This is a genomic window from Trinickia soli (assembly GCF_002879855.1).
Classification (GTDB): Bacteria; Pseudomonadota; Gammaproteobacteria; order Burkholderiales; family Burkholderiaceae; genus Trinickia; species Trinickia soli.
In genome coordinates this window covers 1-24,468 of sequence record NZ_PNYB01000008.1, presented here as the reverse complement: position 1 = coordinate 24,468, position 24,468 = coordinate 1, and the positions used below count along the sequence as shown (strand labels likewise).

The following is a 24,468-nucleotide window of genomic DNA, read 5'->3' as shown; positions in this document are numbered from 1 at the left end:
CGTGCGTGGATGCGGTTGAGCCGCGCAAGCGAGAGGGTGCAGTCAGGCAAGCGCACTATGTGAGCAGGGCGTTCAAAATGGCGCGTGGCCGCGGTCTTACCTGTCGCCTTGCGGGGATGCGCGCGAGCGTCAAGTCAATGACGCCGCCGTGCCCGCCGCGGTGCACGGCACTCATGCGAGGTAACGCTGACCATGGCTATATAGTCTTACTGTTTTTGGGTTGTCCCACTTATCGGACATTTCCCCGCCATCGGTGCGCCAGATGCTTACGTTATTCTTGCGCTGCGCTGATCTGCCGAGAGTGAAGACCCTGCACCTTCAAATTCGTCAGATCAGCGCTCACGGCGCGCAGCACCTTTAAATAGTCCGACTAGTTAAGGGTATTCATGTATTAAGGGCATCGTACCGGTGAGCTAGCATGGCTGCGTTCATCCATTGGCCGCCGCGCGTGTTCGTGTTCGAACGCGCGGGCGCCGGAACATAATCCGGCGCGAGCCGTCGACGGTCCGCGCCGTTTCGCAAAGAAGCATTCAGCCAACGAAAAACTACGGAGGACGAGATGACGAACGAGCGAGACGATGCGCAGGATGAGGTCCAGGGGGCGGCCGGCGAGGGCACGGCGAACCGCATGCGGCGCGGCTTGCTGCAAGGTGCGGGATTGGGCGCGGCCTTGGCCATGATGGGTGGGATGATCACGCCTGCGCAGGCTGCCGAAGCGCCGTTCCCCTCGCATAAGCGCTGGAAGATCGTGTTCGTCAATCACGTGACGACCAACCCGTTTTTCGTGCCGACGCAATATGGCATTCAAGATGCCTGCGCCATGCTGAACATGGACTACCAGTGGACCGGCTCCGCCAATGCGGATGTCGGCGAGATGGTCAACGCGATGAATGCGGCCATTGCGGCGAAGGCCGACGCGATCGCCGTGCCGATCGTCGATCCGAAGGCATTCAACGGTCCGATTCAGAAGGCGCTCGACGCCGGTATCCCGGTGTTCGCTTACAACGCCGATGCACCGCGCGGTAGCACCAACCCGCGACTCGCTTATATCGGACAGGATTTGTATCTGTCGGGCTATCAGATGGGCGAGCGTATCGTGAGCCTCGTCGATAGCGGCCTCGTTGGGCTCTTTATCGCCACGCCGGGTCAGCTCAACATCCAGCCTCGACTCGATGGCGCCTCCGATGCGATCAAGAAGTCGGGCAAAAAGATCGAGATTCAAACGATCGCCACGGGCGCGACGGTCAACGAGGAACTCTCGAAGATCAAGTCGTTCTACCTCGGGCACCAGGACGTGAAAGGAATGTTCGCCGTCGATGCGGGCAGTACCCAGGGCATCGCCCAGGTCATGAAGGAATCGAAGTTGCCGGAGAAGGGCGTGCATGGCGGCGGGTTCGACTTGCTGCCGACCACGGTGCAATTGATTCATGACGGCTTCCTCGACTTCACGATCGATCAGCAACCTTACGTGCAGGGCTTCTATACTGTGGTGGAGGCGTTTACGTATCTGGCGTCGGGTGGCCTCGTCGGTCCGGCGGACGTCAATTCCGGCCTGAAATTCGTCACGAAGTCGACCGTCGATCCCTATCTGAATACATCCACCCGCTATGAAGGCAAGAGCACCAAGGCGCAGATCGTGCCGCGCTCGGGTGCCATCAAGTCATGAGCGAAAGCGTCAACGAAACACCTGGCCGTCCCGCAACCTCGCGCGCCCGCGCGAGGTTCGGCGGCTTCGCATGGTCGGCGGAATTGCGGATCCTGCTCGTGGCCGTACTGGTCGGCGCTTACTTCGAAACGGCCAATCACGATTTCCTGCTGACGAGTGCGAGTTTGCAAAACCTCTCGCAGTTCGTCGCGCCGGCGGCGATCATCGCATTCGGCGAAGTCATGCTGATGATCGGCGGCGAGATCGACCTGTCGGCAGGGATGGTGTTCGCGTTTGCGCCGTTCATGATGGCGTTCGCGGCTGACGCCGGCGCGCCGATGTGGCTCGCCGTGCTGGCCGGTGTCTCGGCGGCGGCGCTGGTCGGCTTCGTCAACGGTGCCGTCACGGTGTTTCTGCGGTTGCCTTCGTTCGTGACGACGCTTGGCACGCTCTTTCTGATCAACGGTATTACGCTGACGATCTCGCGCGGCACGCCGCTATCGACACCGGGCGGGCCGACCTTCACGGCCGTGATGGGCGGATGGGGTTACAGCGAGATTTGCTGGGCCGTCGCGATCGCGTTCGTCATGCATGTGATGCTCCGGCACACGCGGTGGGGCCTGCATACGGTCGCGAGCGGCGCGAACCCGCTCGGCGCATCGGAGGCCGGTATCCACGTGAACCGGCTCAAGCTCGGTAACTTCATTCTGGCGGCCGTGCTGGCGGGATTCACCGGCATCCTCGAAGCCGTGCGGATCACGTCGATCGATCCGCAGGCAGGCGGCAATCAGATCATGTTCCTGGCGGTCGCCGCGGCGGTGATCGGCGGCACGCCGCTCACGGGAGGCTCGGGCACGATCGTCGGCGCACTCATCGGCGCGGCTGTGCTCGGCATGTTGAACGACGGCTTCACGCTGATCGGCATCAACGCGTTCACGTTCAATATCATTCTCGGCGCTGCGATTCTCGCTGCGATGATCTTCAATATCCATGTGGCGCGGCTTGGCCGGCGCGGGAGATCGTGATGGCTCAGAGCAGCGGGCAGCTCGCGCTGCAGGCGCAAAACATCGTCAAGCGTTTCGGTGCGGTGACGGCGCTCGACGGCGTATCGCTTCATCTGGCCGAAGGTGAGATTCTCGGCATTCTCGGTGACAACGGGGCCGGCAAATCGACGCTGATCAAGATCCTCACGGGCTTTCATCAGCAGACGAGCGGCGAGCTTCATATTCACGGCCAAGAGACGCTGTTGCGCTCGGTCGACCATGCACGTTCGCTCGGCATCGAATGCGTCTATCAGGATCTGGCGCTCGCCAATTCGCTGAGCATTTATCACAACATGTTTCTGAATCGCGAGATCGTCTACCCCGGGCCGATCCGCTTTCTTAATCATCGCGCGATGCGCGAGCGTGCGGCGCAATGTCTCGACGATATCGGCGTGCATGTGCCTTCGGTGACGATGCCGGTCGAACGGCTCTCAGGTGGCCAGCGACAGGCGATCGCCGTCGCGCGCGCGGTCAATTCGAACGCGCGGATTCTCTTGCTCGACGAGCCGCTGGCCGCGATGGGCGCACGCGAAGCGGGGCTCATCATCGATCTGATCATGCGGCTCAAGGAAAAGGGCGGATTGTCGATCGTCATGATCATGCACAACTATGCGCAGACGCTCGATATCGCGGATCGCATCATGCTGATGCAACGCGGGCGGGTGACCTACGAACAGCACAGCGCGCAGACATCGGTGCCTGAACTGATGGAGATCGTGCGGCGCGAATATCGCGCGATGCGTGAAGGGACGAACGGCGGGCGCGCATAGCGCCGCGCCGCTCTTATAACGCGCAACGAAACGATCAGTTCGTTTTCGCGGCGACCGCCAGCTTGTCCGCAGCCTGCTGCGCGGTTTCGTCCTTGCTGCTCCAGTAGTTGCCGAGCACGTCGTAGAACGCGCCTTCGACGGCGGGACTGACGAGCATGTCATGGGCCCAGGAGGGGACGAGACCGCCATTCGCGCCGGCGGACTTGAAGTCGGCCGACGACTTTTTCGCGCAGTCGTCGAACTTCGCAAGGCTCACGTCCTGCCGTACCGGAATCGAACCTTTGTTCAGATTGAACGCTTCCTGAAAGGCCGGGCTCATCAGCAAGCCAGCCATATCCTTTTGTCCCTTCTCGACGCCGGCAGTCTTGACCTTGAAGAAAACGAAGCTGTCGACGTTGAACGTGAAATCCTTTTGCGATCCGGGCGCCGCGACGCAGAGATAGTCCTTGCCCGGCACCTTGCCCGCGACCGTGAACTCTCCCTTCGCCCAATCGCCCATGAATTGCATCGCGGCCTTGCCGTTGATGACCATTGCCGTCGCCATGTTCCAGTCCCGGCCCACCTGGCCGTCGTCCGTGTAGTCCTTGATGCGCTTGAACGTCTCGAGCGCCTTGACCATCGTCGGGCTCTTGAGCGTCGCTTGATCGAGTTGCACGAACGCCTTCTTATAAAAGTCGGGGCCGCCTACGCCGAGCGCGACCGATTCGAACGTTTCGGCTTCCTGCCACGGCTGACCGCCGATCGCGACAGGCGTCACGCCGGCCTTCTTCAGTGCGTCGGCCACTTTGAAGAAGTCATCCCACGTGGCGGGCGGTTGTGCATTCACGCGCTTGAGCGCATCCGCATTGATCCATAGCCAGTTCACGCGATGCACGTTGACGGGCGCGCCGACATATTGACCCTTGTACTTCATGATGCGCGCGATTTCGGGGGGCAGCAGATGGTCCCAATTGCCGGCCTTGGCCACATCGTCGATCGGCAGGAGCACGCCTTCGTCGCCCCACTCCTGAATGGCGGGGCCTTTGATCTGGGCGGCTGCGGGCGGATTGCCGGCCACCACGCGCGTCTTGAGCGCAGTCATCGCGTTGCCGCCGCCGCCGCCCGCCACTGCGAAGTCGACCCACGTATCGCCTTTTTCTTCGAGCATCTTTTTCAGCAGCTGTGCCGATTTCGCTTCGCCGCCCGAGGTCCAATAATGAAGCACCTCGACGGGCGCAGCTTGCGCCCTGGCGGTTGCCAGCGATAGCACGGCCGCGGCGCAGGCGGTCAGCGCGGCGAGGGGCATGCGGGTACGAATGCGCGAGCGTTGCGTCGAATGCATGGTTCATCTCTCCCGTCGCCGGATGCGGCGAATGTGGTTAACGAATTTTCGGCCAAAAATGGTAGCGCTAACATCGTACGTTCCACAGTAGGATGAACCCTGTCGTAGCGCCGTAATCTGTTTGTCGGCTGTGAAACCGGCGATACTTTCGCGATGAACAAATCCGATCGCAAGATATCGATGCGCTCGCGTCATGCGGGCGAACCAGGCCATCACCTCGCGCGGCGGCGCCCGAGCGGCCGCGTGACGCTCGAGGAAGTCGCAGAACACGCGCAGGTCAGTACGATGACGGTCTCGCGCGCGCTGCGCGACCCGTCGCTCGTTTCGCCGGGCGCGCGCGAGCGCGTGCAGGCGGCGGTGGCGCAACTGGGCTATATCCCGAACCGTGCAGCGCGCACGCTCGCGTCGGCGCGTTCGAAACTCATCGGCGTGTTGGCGCCGTCGCTGTCCAACGCGGTGTTTGTGGAAACGATCGCGGCGGTGCAGGAATGCGTAGATCCTGCAGGCTATCAGTTGTTGATCGGCAACACGGATTATTCGCCGGTTCGGCAGGCCGAGTTGCTTTCGGCCTACCTCTCGCATGCGCCGGACGGCTTCCTCGTGGCCGGCATCGACAACTCCAACGCGGTGCGTCGTCAACTCGCGGCGTCGAACGTGCCGCTCGTGCATATGTTCGATCTCGTGCCGGGCGACGAATGGTCGGTCGGGTTCTCGCAGCGTAGTGCGGGATTCGCGATCGGCGAGCACTTGATCGAACGTGGCGCGCGTCGTCCCGCGTTCATGGCGGCGCAATTGGACCCTCGCACGATGCAGCGGCGCGCGGGTTTTCGTCGCGCGTTGCGCGCCGCTGGACGCGATGCCACGCTGGAGGTGCTGACGCAAGAGCCTTCGAGCGCCGCGCTCGGCTGCCGCTTGCTGCGCGAGTTGCTCGAGACGGCGCCCGCATGCGACGCCGTTTTCTGCTGCAACGACGATCTTGCGCTGGGTGTCCTGTTCGAATGCCAGCGGCTCGGTATTGCGGTGCCGCGCCAGTTCGCAGTCGTCGGCTTCAACGATTTGCCGTTTGCGGCCGTTGCCTCGCCTTCGATCACCACCGTCGCTACCCCGCGATATCAAGTCGGTTTCGAGGCGGCGCGGATGCTGCTGCAAATCATCCACGGCGAGGTTCCCGCACAGAACCGCATCGATCTCGGGTTCGAGCTTATCGTGCGCGAGAGCACGTGATTGAATGAGCGGTGGAACTGTCGATCGACAAGCGCAGACATGCCGTAAATGCGACGTCAGGGCAGCGTGACCGTCGTCGCGCGCGCATTGGAGCGGCGACGCTGATACTATTGTCCTCCCGAATCAGGTATGCGGTGACAGGACAAAGCATGGGTTTCGAGCAACTGGCGGCGCTTAAGGCGCAGCTGACCAAAGAAGCGAAGTTGAAGCGGCAGCAGGAGCAGGGACAGGCGACTGACAAGCCGGCTACGAAGAAGGCGCCGAAACCAGGTGCGCATCAGGCGCCGGGGCAGGCCGCGAAGCCTGCGGCCAAGCCGGCTCGGCCAAGCCGGCCGGAGCGGCCCGCACGCCCTGAGCGCCCCGAGCGCCAAGGAGGCGGCGCGCGCTCCGGTGAGAAAGCGCAGCCGGTCGATCCGGTCGTACGCGTCATCGGAAAACTGCAAAAGCGTTTTCCGGCTGCTTTTCCGAAGAATCCGGCCCCGAAAGTGCCGCTCAAGGTGGGCGTGCTTGCCGACCTGATCGCGCAGGCGTCGGAGTTGCAGTTGAGCGAGGCCGAAATCCGTGAAGCGGTCAGCACGTGGTGCCGAGGCAGTCGTTACTGGGCTTGCCTGACCGATGGCGCGGCCCGCGTCGATCTGGCCGGAGAGCCCGCGGGCGTCGTGACGGCGCGCGACGCCGCCTTTGCGCGCAACCAGGCGAAGGGCGGTGCAGGCGGACGCCGCAAGGCCGCGGGCAAAGCAGGGGCCGCGCCAGCCAATGCGGGCGCGCAAGATGCAGCGGCGGCAACGGCGGAAGGCACGGAAGGCGAGGCGAAGGAAAGCGAAGCGAAGGAAAGCGAAGCTCAGAGCGCGCATGCGAACCGCGCGGAAGGATCGGATGAGACGCGCGAGGCGTGAGCGCTCCCGGCGCTCATAAGTTGCGGTGCGGCGCTCGGTGGACTACGAGGTCTCCGAGTCGCCGCGAACCGATTGTGGAACCGATTGTGATCGCAGCGGCCCGAAGATCAAGCTGTCTATGCGTCGCTGGCGGCACTGTATCAACGCTGGCTATCTACTCGAATGCGGGCTCGAAACGGTGAACTGTGCAGACGGTTCAACCATTTCGACCCTCAACTACGCAGTGTCGCCAGGACTGGCTGGGTTGTTCTTCCTGCTCAAAAATCCTTCGACAAGCGCACCGATTCCGCCTGCCTGACCAATCGACCCCAGTACGCTCGCCACGTCGATCTGCCCCGACGGGGGCACTTCGCCGTTCGGCGTCGCATGGTCGACCACTTTCGGCAGCACTTGCGCGAGTAGCGCCGACGCTTGTTCGGGAGTGACGCCGACCTTGCCGGCCAGATCGTTCAATGCGCCGGAACCCAGGACGTTTTGCAGCGTTTCAGGCGAGACCGCCTGGTTCGCTTCGCCGCTGATCCACGACTGAACCACGCCGCCGGCGCCGTTTTGCTCGAATTTCTGAATCAGGCCCTGCAATCCGCCCGGCTGGTTATTGATGAGTTCCATCACCGCCGTGAGGATGGTTTGATGCGGTTGCCCATCTGCATTGCCTTGCCCTAATGCTGAGCCAAGCATATCGAGTAGACCCATGTCGATGCTCCTGAAAAACGGGCGTTGCCCGGGTGATTGGGGGGGAACGGGTGGCGCGTTCCGGCGCGGGTCGGGCGACGCGGCAGGATACGCGATACGCGTAGATGGAAAGGATCCGATCAAGTGCCCGAAGCCGCCTTCGTCTTCGCGCTTTTTTTCTTCGACTTGGACTTCGCTTCGTATGCGTTCGAGGCGGGCGCTGCGGCGTTGCTTGCCGGTGACGCTGCCGGCGAGGGCATGCTCGATTGCGCAGACGGTTGCACGGCAGGCGCCTTGGACGACGGCGAGGCCTTGCTCTTGGCGCCCGAACCGGTCGGTGGTGCAGAAGAGTGATTGATTGTCAGCCCTTGCGCTTCGAGCTTCGTGACCGATTTCACGCCGAGGCCCTTGACGCGGTTGACCAGATCGTCGGCATCCTTGAATGGGCCCTTGGCACGCTCGTCGATGATGGCCTTCGATTTGACAGGACCGAGCCCGCTCAGTGCCTCGAGCGTCGCCTGATCTGCCGTGTTGACCTCGACGGTCGCGGCGAACACGGCGGATATTGACATGACGAGTGCGGCGAGCAGCAGGGCTAGCTTTTTCAGCATGGCTAAAACTCCCGATGGGCGAGTGTATCGACGACAACGATAAGGACAACGACGGGGCGCGTGTCGCTCAAATACGAGCACGGTATCTACTTCTCAATCCGATCAATAACTTACGCAGTCAATCTGCAGTTTGTCCACAGCATTGCCAACAGAATGTGGGGATAACTCGCGCCACCTGCAGCGGCCATTCGATGTGCCGCTCAGTGTGCTCGCCTGTGTGCTTACTATGTGAGGCTTTCCGCACATGCCGTGTGCGTTGCCTGACATACCGGCACATTATTGCGCCATCACTTGGTGTCCGCTTGATGACTGCTCAAGGCGTCGAGCATCACGGTGCTGGCGGCGGTGATGTGCTCCTTCGTCAGTCTCTTTGCGAGGCGCTTGTCTTTGGCCTCGACCGCTTCGAGTATCCGTAGATGCTCGGCGAACGATGTGCTTTGCCACGACGCCAATTGCCAGACGAGCCGCAAGTAACGATCGGCCTTCTGCCATAACGATTCGAGCACGTTCATCAAATGGTGCTTGCCGCACGGCGCATAAATCGCCCGATGAAACGCCCAGTTGTCCTTCGACCATTGATCGACGTCGCCGGCTTCGCGATCGAGCTCGAGCACGGCGCGCGCCGCCGCCGCGTCCTGAGCGCCGAATGCATCGATGGCCGAATCGAGGGCAAGTAACTCGAGTGCGACGCGCATCGCTTGCAGCTCCTCGGCCTCGTCACGCGTCATGGCCGAAACGAAGGCGCCTCGATTGGGGATGATCGTCACGAATCCGCGCGCTTCGAGCTGCGCAAACGCCTCGCGCACGGGGATGTGGCTCGTGCCGAACTCTTGCGCAATCCTGTCCTGCCGCAACTGCGCACCCGGCAACAACTCGCCGCGAAGGATGCGCGTGCGCAGACGATCGGCGAGCGACTCCGAAAAAAACTTTGCAGTCGGCGACTTCTTCATTTTAATATATTAAAACATTCACGAAGCGGAGGAGCCATGACCGTCTCCCGTTTGAAGGACATACCCGGCATCGGCGTCGACAAGATGGGCGACGCCGCGGATGCCGAGCGCAATCGCAACATTCTACGGCTCGAAAATCTCGATACGGACTTGAGGCCCCCGCCCGAGGCCTTGGCGCGTACGCACGAAGCCATCGATGACGACGACGCGAACAGCTACCTGCCGTTCACGGGGCAGACGGCGTTGCGCGAAGCGGTTGTTGCGCGGATGCGCGGGTCGACGGGTATCGACTACGATCCGCACACGGAATGCATCGTGTCGGCCGGTGGCCTCGCCGGCATTCTCAACGTGCTGTTGTCGATTCTGGAGCCGGGTGACGAAGTCGTGCTGACCGATCCCACCTACGCCGGGCTCATCAACCGGGTGAGGCTGGCCGGAGGCGTGCCGAGGTTCGCGCGATTGCTGCCGGGCGCCGACGGGTGGCGGCTCGATCTCGATTCGCTCGCGGCAGCCGTCAGCGAGCGCACGCGTGTTTTCCTCGTCATGTCGCCGTCGATGCCAAGCGGTTTCGTGGCCAACGCGCAGGAATGGGATGCGATTGGCACGCACTGTCGTCGCGCGAATGCGTGGCTCGTCTACGACGCTGCGATGGAGCGCATCGTCTTCGACGGCCAGCCCGTGATCCAGCCTGCAGCTTTGCCCGATATGCGCGAACGCACGATCACGGTGGGCTCGGTGTCGAAGGAATATCGAATGATCGGTTGGCGCGTGGGCTGGATCGTCGGCCCTGCGGCCATCATGGCCGACGTTCGTTTGACGAGCCTATCGAACGTCGTGTGTCAGGTCGGCATCGGCATGCCGGGTGCGACCGCGGCGTTGACGTCGAACGACGACGGCGTGGCGCAGGCCGTCGCGCAATGGCAGGAAAGACGTGATTTCCTGCTTACCGCGTTGCGCGATCTGCCCGTGATTCGCCCTGACGGCGGATGGTCGTTGCTGATCGACACCGAGCAACTGGGGCTCGCATCCGACGAAGCGTCGCGCTTGCTGCTCGCAAAGGCCGACGTTGCCGCGACGCCGATGAAAGGGTGGGGACCGCACGCGGGGCGGTACTTGCGATTCGTCTTCGCGAACGAACCGGTGGCGAGACTTGCGGACATCCGCGCGCGCGTGCGCACCGCTTGGGGAATGTAGGGCGGCACGTCGATCCCTGTCCTACATATCACGATCTATCGTGAGGAAAGCTGAAATCGTTCGTTCTCTTCGCATCGCGCAGCGGTTCGAGCAACGCGCGCAGTCCGTTGTGGTCGAGCTCCTGCATGAGCGCCAGCAATTGCCCGATTTGTCCCGGTGGAAAACCTTCGCGAGCGAACCAGTTGAGGTAGTGGCCGGGCAGGTCGGCAATCAACCTGCCTTTGTATTTCCCGAATGGCATGGCCAGCGTCACGAGGCGTTCGAGATCTTGCGTGTTCATGAGCGAGGAGGCGGCAGCCGGCTTCGGAGGCCGGCGCGATGGTGCTTGGAGAATTGACGCATGATACGCCGTCCATACGAATGCACCATGCGATGCACGGGTCAGGTCGGCGCATCGATCAACGAGTGGCCGCACACCCCTGCGCAAGCGGAGACGGGCCGAAAACGATGCAGCCTTGACGCACACATGCACGCCAGCCATCTGGCCGATCGAAGCGAATCAGACAGGGCTGTCGAGCAAAAAGTACCAGAACGTCCGGCAGAAAATTCAAAATTACGTCGAACTCTTTCGGCTGACAACAGGTCAGAACGGCCGACCTCGCAAGGGTCGTACCTAACCCTGTTTATTCGCCATGGAGGCTTTTACGTGATCACCAAGAGACGTCGATTCCTGGGCCAGATGGCCGCCATCGCCGGCGGCCAAGTACTCGTTGCATTGAGTGGCGCAGGCGCAGACGAAGCTTTCGCAACAAGCAATGTTGCGGCGCCATCCGTTGACGGCACGGTCATTCCTTCCGCTACGTCGATCGTCGATCGACTCGGTAACGTATGGACTACTCGCAATGGATTCGTCTACAAAAATGGTGTGAAAGACAAGGACTCTTACAACGTGAGCCTTTTGCTTTGGTATGGAGGCATGATTTATCAGCGCGGGACGGGCGGTCAGTTTTACGTCATGACGTGGGCCAATCGCTGGCTGCCGTGCAGGGATCCGCGCACGCCGATGAGCGTGCCAAGCGGTGCGTTTTACGGCATCAACGGTCACTACGATTACGCGCTCACGCCGCAGCAGATCATCGCGGCGTTGCAAGCGCTCGGTTGCACAAGCTATCGGGTCGGCTGCGTCGCCGTCGATGCACAACTGAAGCCGGTGATCGCATTGGCCGATGCATTCCGGCAAGTCGGCTTCACGCTGCTGCCGCTGTTGAACTACGGGTTGCGCGACGGTCACGGTAACCTGTACGCCAGCGAGCACGACGCCTATATCGCGAATCGTGCGGGCGCGGCGGCCGTTGCGAAAGCATTGGCGCCTCACGGCATCACGATGTACGAGTGCGGCAACGAGCTCACGCGCGACAGGGCGATCATTCTCGATTCGCGGCAGGCAGGCACCGGCCCCCACGATTTCAACAACACGAACTGGCCGATTCTGCGCGGCGCGATTCAAGGGATGATCGACGGCGTCAAGTCGGTGCAGCCCAGCGCGAAGTGCGCAGTGAACTTCACCGTGGCCGACATTGGCGCATCGGACCTGTTGTGGGACGGCGAGCAGCCGGACGGTTCGGGTGGCTATCGCAAGATGCGCTGGGACATCACGACCTGGCACAACTATCAGCCGTACGGCGACATCTTCGCGATCGGGATCGACGGTGCAGGTCCGGGCTTCAATTTGCCGGCCTATTGCAAGGCGCGCTACGGCGTGCCGTTCATGATTACCGAGTGGAACGCGGCGCCGGAGGAAAGCGAGCAATTCCGTGCGGACTACGTCAAACAAAAACTGCAGCGCTTTTACGCGGCGCGCAAGAACGAAGGGATACAGGCGGTGATGTATTACGACTTGATCAGCGGCGATCAGACGTTCGGTATCGTGATGAACGACCTTGCACCGATCGATCCGACCCATACGGCGTTCAGCGCATTTACGGCATCGAACGCCGATCTGTAGCAGGCCGTTTGACGAGGCTTCATACGAGCGGCTCCGGGTCCTCGCATTCGCTGGACAACAGCAGGGTGACGGCTTCGAGCGACATCGGTCTGCCTGTCAGGTAACCCTGCACGATATCGCAGCCTGCATCGCTGAGCCAGGCCAGTTGCGCCGGATCTTCGACGCCCTCGGCGACGACGGCAATGCCGAAGCTGTGGGCCATTGAAATGATGGCCGTGACGATCGGCTGTCCCGCTTGCGGCAATGGCTTGATAAAGGCACGATCGATCTTCAGGTTGTTGACCGGGAAGGACTGCAGGTACGACAGGGACGAGTAGCCCGTTCCGAAATCGTCGAGCGATAAGCGGATGCCTGCCGCGCGAAGTCGGCGCATCGCATCAACGCCGGCGGTCATATTCGCCATCAGTTGGCTCTCGGTCAGCTCGAGTTCGAGCAGATGCGGAGAAAGGCCACTTTCGGCGAGCACCGCCTTAACATCTTCGCTGAACTGCGCTTGCCGCAATTGGCGTGCCGACACGTTGACGGCCACATGAATCTCGACGCCTTGCTCCGCATTCCAGCGTGCTGCGTCGCGACAGGCTCGCCTCAGCACCCATTGGCCAAGCGCCACAATCAGATCGCTATCTTCGGCGACAGCGACGAATTCGCTTGGCGCAATTTCGCCGTCGACCGGGTGAACCCAGCGCGCCAGAGCCTCCGCGCCGAGCAGACGACCTGTGCGGCATTCGAACTGGGGCTGATAGACGAGATGCAGCGCATCCGTTTCGATCGCCTTGCGCAGCTCCGTCTCAAGCCGTGCGCGTCTGCGCGCTTCGACGGTCATGCTCGGGTGAAATTCCACGGCTGCGTTCTTACCTACGCCTTTTGCCGCATAGAGCGCGATGTCGGCGCTGCTGACGAGCGAGGCGACATCGATCGCGTCGTCGGGAAACACGCTCACGCCCACGCTTGCGCTCGCGACGACGCTTGCCCGCGGTAGATCGAAGGGGCGCGCAAGGGCGCGCGCAATCCGTTCGGCTGTCCGTATTCCTTCGGCTTTTTCTTTTGCGATCGTGACCAGCACGGCGAACTCATCGCCGCCGATCCGGCTCACGAGATCGGCCATCCGTACGCTTTGTCGCAGCGCGACGGCGACGTGCTTGAGCAGTTCGTCTCCGGCGCCGTGACCGAGCGTGTCGTTGACGGTTTTGAAATCGTCGAGATCGACGAGGATCAAAGCGGCGCGCGAGCACGCGTTTGCTCCACGTTGCAGCCGTTCGTTCAATTCGTCATAGAACGCACGCCGGTTTGGCAGCCCCGTCAGTGGATCGGTCGAGGCCAGGTATTCGAGCTTCTTCTCGGCCTGAGCGATGCGGGCGCTCATCCGCGACGTCACCACGAACGCAATCCACAGCGCGCAAAGCGATGCGCCAACAATGAACGCCGCGTAATGCAGCAGTTCCTGGATCATCTTCTGGGTGGTGGCCACGACGACGACCGAGCCGAGTGGCTTGCCGTTTTGCACGATGCTTGCGGCCACGAAGACGTCGTCGAACGACAGACGCCGCTTCGTCGGCTTCACTTTGTCAGGGTTGGCTTCGAACAGTTCGGCGCTGGCGAGGCCCGGGCGCGCATAAGTCGCGAAGCGTTTGCCGTCGATCGTATAGATGCCGGCGCTTTCGACATAGGGCACTTTGCGCAGCGAGCGCAGCACCTCCTGCGCCGATTTCGAGTCGTCGAACATGAGGGCGGCCGCGACGTTGTCGGCGATCATGTCGGCCTGCACGTTGGCGTCGGCAGTCAGCGCCGAGCGCAGCGAAAGCGCTTGGTAGAGCAACAAGACGAGACCCGAGACGAGCAAGGCGACGCCGAACCCGGCGAGCTTGATGCGCGCCATTTCCTTCATCGGGCTCGGGCCGTGATGTCCGCTGTGCTTCATGTGACGTTCCTTGCCAGGCGGAGCAGCTTCGAGCTGAGCCCGAGGTGGCGGCGTACTGCCTCCTTATTGTCGATGTCGAAGCGAAGCCGATCGCCCTCACGCGTCAGCGTAACGATATAGGAGCCGTCGCCGTCGCCGGTGTCGACATCGGCCGCGCGCACGACGAGGATCGGTACGTCGCGTGCGCTCGCCGATTTGATGGCGGCGTTCGAAGCGGCGTCATCGACGATAAGCACGTTGCACGTACCGATTTCAGTGCCTTCCGGTACAGGCTGAACTTGCCAGGTTCGCCCCGAGACCACTCGTCCGTCCAGCTTGGACAGTGCGGCACCCAGCTCGGTGCGGGGATTGGCGCAGACGGCAAGTACGCCGCCGGCTGAACGAGCGGCCGGCCATTCGGTGAACTCCGTGAAGTTATAGATGTAAGCCGCTTCGAGTGAGTACAGATCCACCTGCGCGTGCGCTCGCATCCCGATACATGCGCAGGCCGCCATGGCGCATGCGCACGCCCCGGCAAGACTCAGTCGAGATCGCGTGGCTCGCATGTCAGAAACCGTAGACGAGCTTGAGCAGCAAGGTCCGGCTTTGCTGCGGGATCACATTCTGCGTGAAGTTCGGCCCGGCCGGGTCCGCGTACCGTTTATCGGTGACGTTGTAGACCGAGAACGATACGTCGGCGTGCGGAATCAGGCGCTCGCTGCCGATCGTTACGTTGCCGAGACAGAATCCGGCCGCCGAACCCGCTTCGGCCAATCGCGCCGATTCGCATCGCACTTCGGCGCCGAGGCGCGCGGCATGGTGAAACAGCGGCACCGTGACGTTGAGTTTGCCCAGATGCCGTGGCGAGTTTTGCAACACGGCCCCCGTCTCGCCGTCGCGGGCGATCTGCCATGAATAGCTCGCGCGGATCGTGGCGAACGACGCGATGTGTTGCTCGTAGGCGAGTTCGATGCCGCGCGCTTCGGCACGGGCCACATTGTCGAAGACGTAGAGTCCCGATGGATCGAGCGTTTCGGTGATGAGGTCGCGCGCATCGTAGTGGAATAGCGATACGGTTGCGTGCGCGTTTTCGCCGAGCGCCCGGTCGTAGACAAATTCGGTCGTCGTGATGCGCTCAGGCTTCAGCGACGGATTGCCGAGCTGGCCGCCCGCGCCAAGGATGGTGTAATACAGTTCGTACGCGTTGGGCGCGCGATAGGCCTGCCCATACAGAAGCTTGAACGTGTCGGCGTCGGTCGGCTTGTAGTTCAACGCGAGGCGCGGGCTGACGTTCGTTCCGGAGGCGCTTTCCCGGTCCACGCGCAGCCCCGCGTTCAATGTGAACCGCCAAGGCAATTGGATCTCATCTTCGGCATAGACGCCGATCGAATTGCTGCTGCGTCGATCGTCGAGGATCTGTTGATACGGATCGATGTTGTAGTTGAACTGATTGCGGCGTGCGTCGCGCATCGCGCTGACACCGAAAACGAGCTTGTTGCGCGGCACCGAGGTGAGCGTGGCATGCACGTCGGCGCCATACCAGATCGCCTTGTCGCCGTCGAAATTGGCGAGCGGGGGCGCACCGAACAAGCCGACGCTGTGGTAGTCGTAGCGCTCCCAATAGACTTCCGACGCGATTTCAACCCCGCTCGCGATGGCATGGCTATAGGTTGCATCGATGAAGCTGTGCGTATCGGTCGTGCTTTGTGGCGCGTTGAACAGCGCCTGGTAGGGCGCCGTCGGCACGCCCTTCGTGCGATTGCCGTAACCCGCGCTGATTCTAAAGCCCTCGTACGCGAATTTTGCAAACAACTGTTGCGCGCGGTCGTAGTCAAGCCCTTGCGCGATGCCGTTGTTTTGATCGGGCGTAGCGAATTCGGGGTAGTAGAGATCCTGCCCATTGCGGACGTATGAGCTGGCCGACAGGACGAGATCCGCGCCGCGTTCGCCATGCCATCCGTATGTGGCGCGCGCCCGCTTTTCGCCGAAGCTGCCGACCGATGCCGCGGCTTGCGCGCCGTTGACGTCGCTGCCTTTTTTCGTGACCACGTTGATCACGCCGAACAACGCGTTCGACCCATAGATGGCCGAGCCGGGGCCAGGCACATATTCGATGCGCTCGACGAGATCCATGTCGAGCGGAAAGTCGTCGCCGATCGGGGCCTGATCGAACACCGAATCGTTCACGCGCATACCGTCGATCAACAGCAGGAAGCGGCTGTTGTAATCGCCGGGCCGCTGAAAGCCGCGCGCGCCGAGGTACGAGTAGGTGCGATCGTAGGTCGTGTACACGCCCGGCAGCGAACCCAGGGCATCGGCGAGCGTGCGCCAGCCGAACGCCTGAATGTCCTTGGCTGTCAACACGACCACCGCCGCGGGCGCGTCGGCGACGGACTGACTGAATAACGAGGCAGTTCTGACTTTTACCTGCATCAATGCCTCCAGGGGCATCGAAGCGAGATCGATCGGGACGTTGGCCGATGCCGCGTCCGCGTCGGTGGCGGCACGAACGCTGGTCGTCGCGAACACAATCGAGATTACGAGCGCAAGACAGCATAACGGGTGCGGATCAGGTCTGCGAATAGTACGTTCCGAAAGCATGGAGCAAGGAGAAAGCGGTGACTCATCGTCTGTCGTGAGCCTGCCTCTTTATCGGCGTTCCAATGCAAAGCTTGAGGGGCGCTCGCCCCAGCTTGACGAGCGCGGTCAGGTGGACTAGGAAGTGCGAAGCCATTGCGCCGCTTGTGCTACGCGACGTGGCAGCTTCATTGGCAGGGGCCGACGACGTAGTAGTTCGTGCCGGTGCGGCGCAGCATAGTACCAGTGGCATTCGCACTATCGCTGATCCATAATTCCCGATCGCGCCGGCCGCCGTTGCAATGGGGGGGCGACGCTGCTTCTTCGAACGCCGCTTTGGGAAAAGCGGTGACGTCATCGTTCGTCGAAATGCGGAGAACAAAATGTCGGCAGTCCTGAATATCAAAAAGATGTTTGTTTTGATGTTGGAGAATCGCTCGTACGACAACCTGTTCGGTTGGTCGGATTTTCGCGGATGGACGCCGGCCGGTACGCCGACGCAGGCCGACGGCCTGCTCGGCAAGCCGCCATTTTCGAACGCGGGCGCATCGGGCGCTGTCTATCCGGTCGGGCAGGGTGCGCCGTTCCGGCTTGCGTTCGATCCGGGCCACGAGTTCACCGATGCGCTCGTGCAACTGACGGCGCCGAGCGACAGCCGCGCGTTCGCGACCTGCGCGCGCGACGATTCGGCGGGCCTCACGAATGGCGCGTACCCAGCCTGTGCCGCGGGCGCGAACGATCTGGGCTTTGCGCGCGACATGGAGGCGCACGGCTATGACGCGGCGTCGGCGATGCGCTGCTTCACACCCGATCAACTCCCGGTGCTCAACTTCCTTGCGCAGCAATTCGCCGTCTGCGATCGTTGGTTCTCTTCGGTGCCCGGGCCCACATGGCCCAATCGTTTTTTCGCTTTGGCCGCGACCTCGTGGGGCCTCGATCATTCGCCGAGCGAGCTCGGTTCGATCGAGGCGAGCCTGTTCGACGGGGCGAAATACGGCAACGGCAAAGATTCGTTGTTCACGCGGCTTGCACCCGGGCAGTGGCTCGTCGCGCACGGCGATATTCCGCAGTCGTGGGCGATCAAAGGCGCCGACGCACATGCGGATCGCTTCGTCGGGCACGAGGACTTTTTCTCTTCGCTGGCAAGCGGCAATCTCGACGCGGATTTCGTTTTTATCGAGCCGCACTACGATCCGGTCGGCAACTTCGAGAACGGCGACTCGATGCATCCGTGCGGCGACGTGCGTTCAGGGGAGGCACTCGTCGAACGCGTCTACAACGCGGTTGTCTCGTCGCCGTATTGGGAGCAAAGCCTGTTGTTGATCGTCTTCGACGAGCATGGCGGCTTCTTCGATCATGTGATTCCCGATCCGGCACACGTGGCCGGCATGCCTACGCTCGCGCCCGCTACGCCGACACCGTTGACCAGGCGCGGCTTTCGATTCGATCGTTTCGGCCTGCGTGTGCCGGCCGTCGTCGTGTCGCCCTACATCAAGCAGGCCACGATCGACCACACGTTTTACGATCATGCGTCGATAGCCAAGACGTTGGCGAAGATTGTGCCTGCGAGCGCAGTGCCGCTCATCGATACGCCGCGCTTCGCGGGCGCGGCCGATCTGTCGTCACTGCTGACCTTGTCCGTCCCACGCAAGGCCGGCGATATTCATCCGTGCCCACATGCATTGCCCGCTGCTGCCACGGCCAACGCCGCGAAGACCGGCGGCAGCGTGGCAGCGTTCCGAGCGCTGCGCTGGCCCGCAGCGATCGCAGCGGGGGTGGCTTGAGGCGAGCGGGGCATTGGGTCGGGCGAATCGGCGGCTGATACGAGGGCCGGTCATGGTGCGTCGCACCTGACGGCCGCCCGCGCTTCGCGCCGGCGATTGACCCGCAGATAGAGCAGCGCGCAGCAGCTCATGACCAGCGGCCAAAGCAGAAACCAACCGGTCGCGAGACAAAGCGCCACGACGCAGACGAACGCGCATTGCGCGCACCGATGCGCTGCGGTGCCGCGCGGCAGCAAGCGCAGCGCCGCTGCACAGCCGATGGCATAGACGGTGACGAACGAACCCGTCGTCATCAGCACAAGCGGTTTGGGACCTATGTGAGCGAGCGCAACCGCGCATGTGACAAGCGCCGTCAAGCCCGATACGAGAGCCAGGCTGCGACGGGGCACGTCCCCCGCCATGCTGCCGGCGGCGAGCCACGCCGGCAGCGCGCCGTCGCGCCCGAGCGCTGCGCCGAGCTTGGCCGCGCCCGCGAAGTAGGCGTTCATCGTGCCGAGCGTGAGCAGCAGCGCGGCCGCGGCCGCCAACATGCGGACATTGCCGCCGACGCCGACCGCGAGCAACTCGGCAAGCGGCGCCGCGGTGTCGCCGGCCGATGGCCCCAGCACGAGCACGCTCGCGAGCGCGACGGCCAGATAGAGCGCGCCGACCACGACCACCGCGATGCCCGATGCGAGTGGAAGGTCGCGCGAAGGGTGCCGGAACTCGCCGGCCAGATGCGTGATGGCTTCCCAACCGGCGAAGCTCCAGACCAGCAGCGCAGCGGCCGGCACGACGGCCAGCCAGCCGTGCGGCGCGAACGGCCGCAGGTTATCGGCATGCGCGTACGGCGCCGAAGCGGCGACGGCCGTCAGCAGCAACGCCGCGAGCAGCGTGGCGAGCACGAGTTGCATCCGACCTGACACCGTCACGCCGAGGGCGTTGGCGACCGTGACAATCGCGATGAGGCCGGCGCAGGTCAACAGCACGGTTTGCTCGCCTCCACCGAACGCCGCGGCGACGTAGGCGCCCGCGAACATGGCGCCGGCCGGAGCGCCCGCTGGCACGGCGAAATAGAAGCACCAACCGACGATGGCCGATGCGCGCGCGCCGAACGCCTGACGCGCGTAAGTGGCGACGCCGCCCGCGTCGGGGTAGCGCCCGCCTAATGCGGCAAAGGTGGCGGCAAGCGGCGCCGAAAGGAGGACGAGCGCGACCCAGGCGAGTAGCGACGCCGGGCCGGCAACTTTCGCGGCCAACGCGGGCAGGGCAATGACGCCGGTGCCCAGCACGGCGCCTACATAAAGCGCGGCGCCTTGAAGTACGGTGAGACGACCATGCGGGGCCGGGTGTCGCTGCCCGTTGGCGTGTGTCGAAGTGCTCATGGGGTGTCTGGCTTCTCCAGGATCGACGCGACGTGCGTCGTCGTTGTGATCGTTATAATCCGCGATACATGACAGATGGTGTCATGTATCGGGGAAATGGCTCATGCAAATGCGCAGGGCTTGGGCTGAGTTCGCCGCGCATGAGCTCGTGCGGCGCGGGAATGGGTCGAATTGGTGCACGCCTCACCGCAATGCGTCATGGTAATCCCCGATATGTGGCCCCCGGTGGTGAAAGGATCGAGAAGGATTGCCCCACCTAGAATCGCTCCATCGATGTAACCCGGCCCAGACGAGGCCGACATAAATGAGGAGACGCTCGCATGCAACCGATGTCGCGGAAAATCCGCAGTTTCGCTCTCGCTTCCGCCGTTTTGTTCGGCATGGCTTCCCACGGTGCGATGGCCGCCGATAACGGCAAGATCACGATCATGGTAGGGGGCATCACCAAGCTCATCTATCTCCCGGCGAAGCTGACCGAACAACTGGGTTACTTCAAGGACGAAGGGCTTGACGTCGAGCTGCTGTCGCAGCCGGCCGGCGTCGACGCCGAGAACGAGTTGCTCGCGGGCGCCGTGCAGGCGGTCGTCGGCTTTTACGATCACACGATCGACCTGCAGACGAAGGGCAAGGACGTCAAGGCGATCGTCGTCTTCGGTCAGGTGCCGGGCGAAGTCGAGATGGTGTCGACCAAAGCCGCGGATTCGCTCAAATCGATGGCCGACGTCAAAGGCAAGACGCTCGGCGTCACGGGCCTCGGCTCCTCGACGAGCTTCCTCACGCAATTCCTCGCGAGCCAGCACGGCATCCCCGCGTCGCAATACACGATGCTGCCTGTCGGCGCCGATGCCAGCTTCATCGCGGCGGTCAAGCAGTCGCGCATCGATGCAGGCATGACGACCGAGCCGACCGTCTCGAAGCTGCTGCAGACGGGCGACGCCAAGGTGCTCGTCGACATGCGCTCGGTCGAAGGCACGAAGGCCGCGCTGGGTGGCACTTACCCGGCGTCGAGCCTGTACGTGCAGTCTGCGTGGGCCGATTCGCACAAGGCTGAAGCGGCGAAGCTCGCCCATGCGTTCGTGCGGACGATGCAGTTCATCCACACACACAGCGCGGATGAAATCGCGGCCAAGATGCCGGCCGACTATCAGAAGGACAAGACGCTCTACGTGAATGCGCTGAAGGCGTCGCTGCCGATGTATACGGTCGACGGCAAGATGCCGGCTGACGGTCCGGAGACGGTGCTCAAGGTGCTCTCGGGCTTCAACCCGGCTGTGAAGGGCAAGCACGTCGATCTGTCGAAGACGTACACGAACGAGTTCGTTGCCGCGAAGTAACGGCTGTCCGAAGGGGCGGGCTGCAATGCCTGTCCCTCTCTAACGCAAGAAATAACCCCCGCCGTACCAGGGCGCCGCGGTACGGGCGCCCCCTCAAATTGCTTGGATGCTTCAATGAACCACGCTGCTTCTCAGGACGTACCCGTCATCGAGTTCGACTCGGTGTCGTGCCGCTTCATCTCGCCCGACGGCAAAGCGACGATCGCATTGCGCGATTTCAGCATGTCGGTCGCCAAGGGCGAATTCATCGCCGTGGTCGGCCCGACGGGCTGCGGCAAATCGACGACGCTCAGCATGATCACGGGTCTGCTCAAGCCGACGACCGGCAGCGTGCGCGTCATGGGCCATCCCGTCAACGGTATCGACCCGCGCATCGGCTTCGTGTTTCAGGCCGATGCCGTTTTTCCCTGGCGCACGGTGCTCCATAACGTCGCGGCCGGTCCGCTGTTCCGCGGTCGCTCGAAAGCCGCCGCGTACGAAGAGGCCAATGAATGGCTGCGCCGCGTCGGCCTCGAAAAATTCGGCAATCATTATCCGCACCAGCTTTCGGGCGGCATGCGCAAACGCGTTGCATTGGCCCAGACGTTCATCAATAAGCCCGAGATCCTGTTGATGGACGAACCGTTTTCGGCGCTCGACATGCAAACGCGTACGCTGATGCAAGACGAGTTGCTGCAGTTGTGGTCGGCGAACAAGGGATCGGTCGTCTTCGTGACGCACGATCTCGAAGAAGCGATTGCGCTTGCCGATCGCGTGTTCGTGCTGACGGCACGCCCGGCGACGCTGAAGAAGGTCTATGAAATCGACCTTCCGCGTCCACGCATCACCTCGGAAATTCGCTATGAGCAGCGCTTCATCGAGCTCTCGCGCGATATTTGGCACGACCTGCGCGAAGAAGTGCAGATTGCCTGACTGGAATGACCGGAACGAATTGAGAATGGCTACTATCATGGCGACTACCTTCGAACAACCCACAGCGAGCCTTGTCGATCCGTCGCTCGCCGAAGTTGAAAAAACGGCGCAGCGCAGGTTGCGCCAACGGCGTGCGTTGATCATCGGCCTGCGGCTGCTTGTGCTCGTGGTATGGCTCGGCGGCTGGGAAGTCGCGGGGCGCTTGAAGTGGATCGATCCGTTTTTCTTCTCGATGCCGTCGCTGATCTTCGCGCAGATCGTCGATTGGTTCGTCAACGGCACCTCGCAAGGTCCGCTGCTCGTGCAAGTGTGGGTGACGCTCGAAGAAACGATGATCGGCTTCGCGATCGGCTCGGTTGCCGGCGTCATCTGCGGCGTCGTGCTCGGGCGCAACAAATTGATGTCCGATGTCTTCAGTCTCTACATTCAGATCGCCAACTCGATCCCCCGTGTCGTGCTCGGCTCGGTGTTCGTGATTGCGCTGGGCCTGGGGATGGCGTCGAAGGTGGCGCTCGCGGTCGTCATGGTGTTCTTCGTCGTGTTCGGCAATGCGTTCCAGGGCGTGCGCGAAGCCGACCGTTACATGATCGCCAATGCGCAGATTCTCGGCGCATCGAAGCGGCAATTGACGACGGCCGTCGTTATCCCGTCGGCGCTCTCGTGGATTCTGGCGAGCCTGCATGTCAGCTTCGGCTTCGCGCTCGTCGGTGCGGTCGTCGGCGAATTCCTCGGTTCGAAGCAGGGCATCGGCTTGTTGATCTCGACCGCACAGGGGGCGTTCAACGCAAGTGGCGTGTTCGCGGCAATGATCGTGCTGGCCGTCGTGGCGTTGACGACCGACTTCTTGTTGACCAGAATTGAAAAGCGGCTGTTGAAATGGAGACCCGCCGCGTTTTGATGCAGCGTTGAACGGTATCGCGCCGTGGTATGGCGCGAACAATGATCTGGCCGGCTCGTGCCGCGCCGACGCCCCGGGCGTCGAGCGCGCACGGGCCGAAGGACATAGAGGGGCGTCGATCGATGATGCATAGTCTGCGCGCCCGCTTGCTCTGGTGGGTGCTGTTGCCGCTTGCGGCGTTCATGCTCGTGGCCGGAGTGATGGCGTACGATGCCTCGCGGCAAACGGCCGCTTTGCTGCAAGACAGCCAGCTGCTCGCGTCGGCGCGTACGATCGGCGAGGACGTCGAATGGAATAACGGGGACCTCACGGCCAAGATTCCGCCCGCCGCGCTCGAAATGTTCGAGTCGCCTTATCAGGATCACGTTTTCTACAAGGTCGTAGCCGACGGCGATCGCCTGTTGGGCGGTTCGCCCGAACTCGCTCTGCCGGAAGGTGCGCACGACACGTATCCCGTTTTCTACGACACCACGCTCGACGGAGAATCGATTCGCGCCGTTGCCTTCAGGCGTCAACTCTACAATTCGGGCGAGGCGTTGCCGGTCGTGGTCGTTGTCGCCAAGACCCAGGCATCGCGCAAAGGCATGCTCGCGCAGTTGTGGCATCCGCAACTGGTGCGGCAGGGGCTGATGCTGTTGCTGGCGGTATTGTTGGTGCTGATCGGTCTGACGAGCGAGCTGAGGCCGCTCATGAAATTGAAGGAAGACGTGGCCGATCGCGACCCGATGGAGCTTGAACCGGTTCGCGTGGATCATCTGCCGACGGAGCTGCGGCCGATCGTCGATGCGATCAATCAATGCATCGCCCGGCTCAAGGTTCACGCGAGCACGCAGCGGCAGTTCATTGCCGATGCCGCCCATCAGTTGCGCACGCCGCTGACATTGCTCGACACGCAGGTGCAGTGTGCGCGCCAATGTGTGGACGACGAGCCTGCATTGTCCGATGCGCTTGCGGGCATTCATCGCACGAGCCGCAAGATGACCGAAATCACGAATCAATTGTTGTTGCTGGCGCGTGCCGAATCGGCGCCGTCCCGCAACGTCGCCGTCGATATGACGCAGGTGGTGTCGTCCGTGCTCGAAGAGCTGATCCTGGCCGCGCAGCGTCGTGAGATCGATCTCGGGGCCGAGCTTCAGGATGAGGCGCGCGTCGCCGGCAATGAGCAGTTGTTGACGGCGCTCGTCGCCAATCTCGTCGACAACGCGATTCGATATACGCAGGAAGGCGGTTCCGTCACGGCCCGATGCCGACGCGAGGGCGACGAGGTCGTCCTTGAAGTCGTCGATAATGGACCGGGTATCCCGGCCGAAATACGCGCGCATGTATTCGAGCGGTTCTATCGCGGCATGACGAACGTCGAGGGCACGGGCCTCGGCCTGTCGATCGTGCAGCGCATTGCGCAGTCGCATGGCGGGACGGTCGGAGTCGCAC

General features: G+C 62.6%; 21 protein-coding genes. 12 read left to right on the top strand and 9 right to left on the bottom strand.

Going from position 1 to position 24,468, the window contains the following annotated elements; translation table 11 throughout:
- Positions 1-559 precede the first annotated feature (559 nt).
- The 3 genes from C0Z19_RS11065 to C0Z19_RS11055 are packed head-to-tail and all read left to right on the top strand — an operon-like array spanning position 560 to position 3,458.
- Positions 560-1,666 carry a sugar ABC transporter substrate-binding protein gene (locus C0Z19_RS11065; RefSeq protein WP_102609877.1) on the top strand — a complete coding sequence of 369 codons (1,107 nt, stop codon included), beginning with the start codon at positions 560-562 and terminating at the stop codon, positions 1,664-1,666.
- Entirely contained in the window at positions 1,663-2,670 is a 1,008-nt protein-coding gene (locus C0Z19_RS11060; RefSeq protein WP_102609876.1) for an ABC transporter permease, read from the top strand. Before C0Z19_RS11065 ends, C0Z19_RS11060 begins: the two co-directional genes overlap by 4 nt.
- Complete coding sequence (locus C0Z19_RS11055) at positions 2,670-3,458, top strand: ATP-binding cassette domain-containing protein (RefSeq protein ID WP_102609875.1); 789 nt, start codon at positions 2,670-2,672, stop codon at positions 3,456-3,458. Before C0Z19_RS11060 ends, C0Z19_RS11055 begins: the two co-directional genes overlap by 1 nt.
- 34 nt (positions 3,459-3,492) lie before the next feature.
- Here C0Z19_RS11055 and C0Z19_RS11050 read toward each other — a convergent pair whose 3' ends face one another.
- On the bottom strand, positions 3,493-4,779 hold the full coding sequence (locus C0Z19_RS11050; protein ID WP_425330239.1) for an ABC transporter substrate-binding protein: 1,287 nt from the start codon (positions 4,777-4,779) through the stop codon (positions 3,493-3,495).
- 153 nt (positions 4,780-4,932) lie between these two features.
- On the opposite strand from C0Z19_RS11050, the gene gntR reads away from it, so the two are divergent.
- Both gntR and C0Z19_RS11040 read left to right on the top strand, forming a co-directional pair.
- A complete protein-coding gene (gntR, locus tag C0Z19_RS11045; RefSeq protein WP_332882211.1) occupies positions 4,933-6,003 on the top strand; it encodes an HTH-type transcriptional regulator GntR in 1,071 nt (356 codons plus the stop codon).
- Positions 6,004-6,152: 149 nt separating this feature from the next.
- Positions 6,153-6,899, top strand: a complete 747-nt coding sequence (locus C0Z19_RS11040; protein ID WP_102609874.1) for a ProQ/FinO family protein — start codon at positions 6,153-6,155, stop codon at positions 6,897-6,899.
- A gap of 216 nt (positions 6,900-7,115) precedes the next feature.
- On the opposite strand, the gene C0Z19_RS11035 is transcribed toward C0Z19_RS11040, so the two are convergent.
- From C0Z19_RS11035 to C0Z19_RS11025, 3 genes are all read right to left on the bottom strand, one after another.
- A complete protein-coding gene (locus tag C0Z19_RS11035) occupies positions 7,116-7,592 on the bottom strand; it encodes a YidB family protein (RefSeq protein WP_102609873.1) in 477 nt (158 codons plus the stop codon).
- Between the two features lie 119 nt (positions 7,593-7,711).
- Entirely contained in the window at positions 7,712-8,182 is a 471-nt protein-coding gene (locus tag C0Z19_RS11030; RefSeq protein ID WP_102609872.1) for a ComEA family DNA-binding protein, read from the bottom strand.
- 287 nt (positions 8,183-8,469) lie between these two features.
- A complete protein-coding gene (locus C0Z19_RS11025) occupies positions 8,470-9,132 on the bottom strand; it encodes a GntR family transcriptional regulator (protein ID WP_102609871.1) in 663 nt (220 codons plus the stop codon).
- Between the two features lie 36 nt (positions 9,133-9,168).
- Here C0Z19_RS11025 and C0Z19_RS11020 point away from each other — a divergent pair, with 36 nt between their 5' ends.
- On the top strand, positions 9,169-10,326 hold the full coding sequence (locus tag C0Z19_RS11020) for a pyridoxal phosphate-dependent aminotransferase (protein WP_102609870.1): 1,158 nt from the start codon (positions 9,169-9,171) through the stop codon (positions 10,324-10,326).
- A 28-nt stretch (positions 10,327-10,354) separates the two neighbouring features.
- Here the strand turns inward: C0Z19_RS11020 and C0Z19_RS11015 are convergent, their stop codons facing one another.
- A complete protein-coding gene (locus C0Z19_RS11015; RefSeq protein WP_102610070.1) occupies positions 10,355-10,606 on the bottom strand; it encodes a DUF3820 family protein in 252 nt (83 codons plus the stop codon).
- Positions 10,607-10,975: 369 nt separating this feature from the next.
- Here C0Z19_RS11015 and C0Z19_RS11010 point away from each other — a divergent pair, with 369 nt between their 5' ends.
- Positions 10,976-12,271, top strand: a complete 1,296-nt coding sequence (locus C0Z19_RS11010) for a hypothetical protein (RefSeq protein ID WP_102610069.1) — start codon at positions 10,976-10,978, stop codon at positions 12,269-12,271.
- A gap of 19 nt (positions 12,272-12,290) precedes the next feature.
- On the opposite strand, the gene C0Z19_RS11005 is transcribed toward C0Z19_RS11010, so the two are convergent.
- From C0Z19_RS11005 to C0Z19_RS10995, 3 genes are all read right to left on the bottom strand, one after another.
- Positions 12,291-14,189 (bottom strand): bifunctional diguanylate cyclase/phosphodiesterase, encoded by a 1,899-nt coding sequence (locus C0Z19_RS11005; RefSeq protein WP_102609869.1) that lies wholly within the window; start codon positions 14,187-14,189, stop codon positions 12,291-12,293.
- The gene (locus C0Z19_RS11000) at positions 14,186-14,641 is read right to left on the bottom strand and encodes a YfiR family protein (protein WP_158242967.1); all 456 of its coding nucleotides are present in this window, start codon (positions 14,639-14,641) and stop codon (positions 14,186-14,188) included. Before C0Z19_RS11000 ends, C0Z19_RS11005 begins: the two co-directional genes overlap by 4 nt.
- A gap of 94 nt (positions 14,642-14,735) precedes the next feature.
- Positions 14,736-16,697 carry a TonB-dependent receptor plug domain-containing protein gene (locus C0Z19_RS10995; RefSeq protein WP_483409864.1) on the bottom strand — a complete coding sequence of 654 codons (1,962 nt, stop codon included), beginning with the start codon at positions 16,695-16,697 and terminating at the stop codon, positions 14,736-14,738.
- Between the two features lie 431 nt (positions 16,698-17,128).
- Between C0Z19_RS10995 and C0Z19_RS10990 the strand changes: the two genes are divergently transcribed.
- Positions 17,129-18,529, top strand: coding sequence for an alkaline phosphatase family protein (locus C0Z19_RS10990; protein ID WP_233196093.1), 1,401 nt, complete (start codon positions 17,129-17,131; stop codon positions 18,527-18,529).
- 50 nt (positions 18,530-18,579) lie between these two features.
- Here the strand turns inward: C0Z19_RS10990 and C0Z19_RS10985 are convergent, their stop codons facing one another.
- The gene (locus C0Z19_RS10985; RefSeq protein WP_102609867.1) at positions 18,580-19,893 is read right to left on the bottom strand and encodes an APC family permease; all 1,314 of its coding nucleotides are present in this window, start codon (positions 19,891-19,893) and stop codon (positions 18,580-18,582) included.
- 380 nt (positions 19,894-20,273) lie between these two features.
- Here C0Z19_RS10985 and C0Z19_RS10980 point away from each other — a divergent pair, with 380 nt between their 5' ends.
- The 4 genes from C0Z19_RS10980 to C0Z19_RS10965 all read left to right on the top strand — a co-directional run.
- Positions 20,274-21,227: an ABC transporter substrate-binding protein gene (locus C0Z19_RS10980; RefSeq protein WP_425330244.1), complete on the top strand. Its 954-nt coding sequence runs from the start codon at positions 20,274-20,276 to the stop codon at positions 21,225-21,227.
- Between the two features lie 114 nt (positions 21,228-21,341).
- A complete protein-coding gene (locus C0Z19_RS10975; RefSeq protein WP_102609865.1) occupies positions 21,342-22,139 on the top strand; it encodes an ABC transporter ATP-binding protein in 798 nt (265 codons plus the stop codon).
- 37 nt (positions 22,140-22,176) lie between these two features.
- A complete protein-coding gene (locus tag C0Z19_RS10970; protein WP_102609864.1) occupies positions 22,177-23,037 on the top strand; it encodes an ABC transporter permease in 861 nt (286 codons plus the stop codon).
- A gap of 122 nt (positions 23,038-23,159) precedes the next feature.
- The coding region (locus C0Z19_RS10965) for a sensor histidine kinase (protein ID WP_102610066.1) at positions 23,160-24,468 on the top strand (1,309 nt) is incomplete at its 3' end.

What these genes read in the sequence shown, in the direction of transcription:
- C0Z19_RS11020 (WP_102609870.1), top strand. Translation starts at nt 9,169, where the DNA reads ATGACCGTCTCCCGTTTGAAGGACATACCCGGCATCGGCGTCGACAAG.
- C0Z19_RS11055 (WP_102609875.1), top strand. Translation starts at nt 2,670, where the DNA reads ATGGCTCAGAGCAGCGGGCAGCTCGCGCTGCAGGCGCAAAACATCGTC.
- C0Z19_RS11060 (WP_102609876.1), top strand. Translation starts at nt 1,663, where the DNA reads ATGAGCGAAAGCGTCAACGAAACACCTGGCCGTCCCGCAACCTCGCGC.
- C0Z19_RS11065 (WP_102609877.1), top strand. Translation starts at nt 560, where the DNA reads ATGACGAACGAGCGAGACGATGCGCAGGATGAGGTCCAGGGGGCGGCC.
- C0Z19_RS11030 (WP_102609872.1), bottom strand. Translation starts at nt 8,182, where the DNA reads ATGCTGAAAAAGCTAGCCCTGCTGCTCGCCGCACTCGTCATGTCAATA.
- C0Z19_RS10990 (WP_233196093.1), top strand. Translation starts at nt 17,129, where the DNA reads ATGTCGGCAGTCCTGAATATCAAAAAGATGTTTGTTTTGATGTTGGAG.
- C0Z19_RS11015 (WP_102610070.1), bottom strand. Translation starts at nt 10,606, where the DNA reads ATGAACACGCAAGATCTCGAACGCCTCGTGACGCTGGCCATGCCATTC.
- C0Z19_RS10975 (WP_102609865.1), top strand. Translation starts at nt 21,342, where the DNA reads ATGAACCACGCTGCTTCTCAGGACGTACCCGTCATCGAGTTCGACTCG.
- C0Z19_RS11035 (WP_102609873.1), bottom strand. Translation starts at nt 7,592, where the DNA reads ATGGGTCTACTCGATATGCTTGGCTCAGCATTAGGGCAAGGCAATGCA.
- C0Z19_RS11040 (WP_102609874.1), top strand. Translation starts at nt 6,153, where the DNA reads ATGGGTTTCGAGCAACTGGCGGCGCTTAAGGCGCAGCTGACCAAAGAA.
- C0Z19_RS10970 (WP_102609864.1), top strand. Translation starts at nt 22,177, where the DNA reads ATGGCGACTACCTTCGAACAACCCACAGCGAGCCTTGTCGATCCGTCG.
- C0Z19_RS11025 (WP_102609871.1), bottom strand. Translation starts at nt 9,132, where the DNA reads ATGAAGAAGTCGCCGACTGCAAAGTTTTTTTCGGAGTCGCTCGCCGAT.
- C0Z19_RS11005 (WP_102609869.1), bottom strand. Translation starts at nt 14,189, where the DNA reads ATGAAGCACAGCGGACATCACGGCCCGAGCCCGATGAAGGAAATGGCG.
- C0Z19_RS10980 (WP_425330244.1), top strand. Translation starts at nt 20,274, where the DNA reads ATGGCTTCCCACGGTGCGATGGCCGCCGATAACGGCAAGATCACGATC.
- gntR (WP_332882211.1), top strand. Translation starts at nt 4,933, where the DNA reads ATGAACAAATCCGATCGCAAGATATCGATGCGCTCGCGTCATGCGGGC.
- C0Z19_RS11050 (WP_425330239.1), bottom strand. Translation starts at nt 4,779, where the DNA reads ATGCATTCGACGCAACGCTCGCGCATTCGTACCCGCATGCCCCTCGCC.
- C0Z19_RS10985 (WP_102609867.1), bottom strand. Translation starts at nt 19,893, where the DNA reads ATGAGCACTTCGACACACGCCAACGGGCAGCGACACCCGGCCCCGCAT.